This window comes from Levilactobacillus angrenensis (genome assembly GCF_003946085.1).
Lineage (GTDB): Bacteria > Bacillota > Bacilli > Lactobacillales > Lactobacillaceae > Levilactobacillus > Levilactobacillus angrenensis.
This window is the reverse complement of record NZ_RHOB01000050.1, coordinates 1-2,761: the sequence shown is the minus strand read 5'-3', so window position 1 is coordinate 2,761 and position 2,761 is coordinate 1. Positions and strand designations below refer to the sequence as shown.

The following is a 2,761-nucleotide window of genomic DNA, read 5'->3' as shown; positions in this document are numbered from 1 at the left end:
GCATCGTACCTATCCCAAGTTAATCAAAGATCTGCTTAAAATGCCGAATCTGCTCACTTTCATGGACTTTCCACCAGCCATTCGGCAATCACTCTACTCCACTAACTTGATTGAGAACTTTAACAAGCATCTCAAGCGCACCACCCACCACAAAGAACAATTTCCAACGGAAGATTCACTGGATCGATTCCTGGTTTCTCAGTTTAATGCTTATAACGAGAAGTCTCTGAAGCGGATCCACCGAGGCTTTAAGGGACTCCAGGACACCTTGGAAGCATCATTTATTTAAGTTAGTTACATATTATATGTACGAAGGCATTTCATTTACACAAGATTCTTGACGCTACCTATTCTTCAAGTATGAGGAGTAAAATACCCAAGGCACTTCATGGAACCTGGTACATGGGAAAGAAAAAGGTTAAGTTTACTGGGCATCATAAGACACCTGATGGAGAATTAAACGTAATTACACAAAAGATGGTAAATGAATACTGTTATGTTGGTCATAAAAAGTTAAGGGCAAAAGCCTATTTTGATGGTGGATATAGCAAAAAGTATGGGTTTAATTTTGGATTTCAGTATGTTCCACTAGTATTTAGTTATCATGGACATAATCATAAGGGGTTAGACGTTACTGGTCATGCTCCAGATGTTTTATACACTAGGATTAAGACACATAATCAGCTTTCGTTGAATGGATATATGAACTCGCATAAGATTAAATTAGTTCATATTGGATTTTAATGGATACAAAAAAGCCATCCAAGAAGGTATTATGAGGGTATCTTCTTAGATGGCTATAATTTTTGGAATCCCAATGGAATTAGAAACGGAAATAAGCGTAACACTTGGATAAGCTATCAGCAATGACAAATGATAACGCAAAAGTGCATGGGATTTTTAGATTTTATCCAATCGCTGTGGTAAAATTATTTCATGGAAGTTTTAAGGGCGGTGGCGTCAATCTAAAAGGAATGATGCCAATGCATTACGATACTAAAATGGAGTTATTGACTTGTCTCGCTTTGAGAGATTGCAATTGGTCATTAACTTATCTGGGGTACTCATTTCCCTTGGTTTGTTAATTGTAGCCATTATTGCGCTTTTTTAATCGTAAATAAAAAGCCGCCCCGTATACTTTAGCGAGTTATGGGCGACTCTTTGTTTATAGTTGTCTGTCTCTAGCTACCGTTCTTAAAACGGCCATATCCAAGGAGCAGTGTTCGAGCACCGCTCCTTTTCTGTACTCATTTTAACATATATGTTCCAATTTGGAACGTATTTTAGATGAATTTTTCGATTATATATATCATAAGGGTCACACCTATACCTGAAATTAGAATGCCAATCAACCAATTCTGGCCTGCTAATTGGTTGCCCTCTAATACATTGAAAGCATATTCGGTAGCTGGGTCACGATACTTCTTTTTAATATCATTGAAGTAACCATCGTTATCCAGTTGCTTAAAAGTATCTTCGACCGTTACACCCTTCTTACTGAAGTCAAACTCCTGTACCCCATTAGAAGCCATCAGTATCACCGCCAGAAAGAAGGTCAGAGATTGATACATCATCACCATAACTATCTGAGAACCTGTTTAAAATCTCTTGAGCAGCAATACTAAAAAAGCTAAAATGACCATTTGACGACTAGTGTTAAGTTGACGTTCACAATTTTTCCAGAGACGGCGACATTTATCTAACCAACTGAAAGATCGTTCAATAATCCAGCGTTGCGGTAATACTTCAAATTTATGAAGCTCATTGCGTTTAGCCACCTGCACGGTGGCTTTTAAATTAGTGTAAACGTCAGCTGCAAAATTGGAACCTGTGTAGCCGCCATCTACCAAAACTGACTTAACTTGTCTTAAATGATCATAGTTGAGGGCTAACATAGCACTGGCCCCATCACGATCCGAAACATTAGCTGTCGTTATATGAATTGCTTGAGGTAAGCCGTTAATATTAACAGCTAAGTGCCGTTTGATGCCAGATATACGTTTGCCACCGTCATAACCGTGATGCTCCGCCGTATCGGTATTTTTAACGCTTTGGGCATCAATAATTATGAAAGATGTTTTAGCCGAGCGTGATTGTTTTTCCCGTAGGGTAAAGATAATTTTTTTAAACATTTATCCAAAATAGAAGGTTCATCAATAATTTGTTCCTCAGACCATACGCGATAGTAGTAATAGACTGATTGCCAGTTAGGAAAATCAGCCGGTAACTGTCGCAATTGACAACCGGTTTTTAAAACGTACGCGACAGCACAAAATAAATCATAAAGGTCATATTTGCGAGGCCTAGTAGATTGCCGAGCTGCTTCTAAATCGGGCCGAATTAGTTCAAATTGGTGCCGTGAGGGATTGCTGGGGTAGTTCATAAGTTATCATCCTTTTTTGAACTATCATATCAAATTGTCCAGATTTTAAACAGGTTCTAAAGATTTGGCCGATGATACCGAAGCAGTTTTAAGCGAATTGGGCTTAAATCCAACCACGGCCATTAACATGTTTTACAAGCGGATTGTTGCTAATGGTGCTTTACCTTTTAATGTGTCTTTAAGCGAAGAAGAAAGGGCTAATTTACGCTTTTTAAAGGCGACCGAAGGAACACCAGTCACCGAGTTCAAAGACGCTAAAGAGGTCGCTGATTGGCTCAACGATCCAGATGAGGACTAATGACTTAGTCAGCCTATACGTTAGTTTTGTAGAAACTAACGGTGGCAAGTCTCGGCCAGTTTTAATTCGTCGGGTATCAG

Annotated in this window: 5 protein-coding genes; 3 read left to right on the top strand and 2 right to left on the bottom strand. The window is 38.9% G+C overall.

The features are described from left to right. Window positions 1–289: transposase (locus tag EKM83_RS13040; RefSeq protein ID WP_191987424.1), on the top strand; the 289-nt coding region annotated here is incomplete at its 5' end. 113 nt (window positions 290–402) lie between these two features. Then, on the top strand, window positions 403–744 hold the full coding sequence (locus EKM83_RS13035; RefSeq protein WP_125577964.1) for a hypothetical protein: 342 nt from the start codon (window positions 403–405) through the stop codon (window positions 742–744). Between the two features lie 539 nt (window positions 745–1,283). On the opposite strand, the gene EKM83_RS13030 is transcribed toward EKM83_RS13035, so the two are convergent. After that, window positions 1,284–1,574, bottom strand: a complete 291-nt coding sequence (locus tag EKM83_RS13030) for a hypothetical protein (protein ID WP_125577961.1) — start codon at window positions 1,572–1,574, stop codon at window positions 1,284–1,286. Between the two features lie 24 nt (window positions 1,575–1,598). Next, window positions 1,599–2,383, bottom strand: a protein-coding gene (locus EKM83_RS13025) for an IS5 family transposase (RefSeq protein WP_404819609.1) whose coding sequence is annotated in 2 segments (ribosomal slippage) — window positions 1,599–2,134 and window positions 2,134–2,383 — 786 coding nt in all. Because the reading frame shifts where the segments join, the coding sequence is not laid out codon by codon here. 64 nt (window positions 2,384–2,447) lie between these two features. Between EKM83_RS13025 and EKM83_RS13020 the strand changes: the two genes are divergently transcribed. Then, complete coding sequence (locus tag EKM83_RS13020; protein ID WP_125577959.1) at window positions 2,448–2,681, top strand: type II toxin-antitoxin system RelB/DinJ family antitoxin; 234 nt, start codon at window positions 2,448–2,450, stop codon at window positions 2,679–2,681. Window positions 2,682–2,761: the final 80 nt, after the last annotated feature.

Bases quoted from the DNA above. Each gene is read 5' to 3' on its own strand.
- EKM83_RS13035 (WP_125577964.1), top strand. From the start codon at position 403: ATGGGAAAGAAAAAGGTTAAGTTTACTGGGCATCATAAGACACCTGAT.
- EKM83_RS13030 (WP_125577961.1), bottom strand. From the start codon at position 1,574: ATGATGTATCAATCTCTGACCTTCTTTCTGGCGGTGATACTGATGGCT.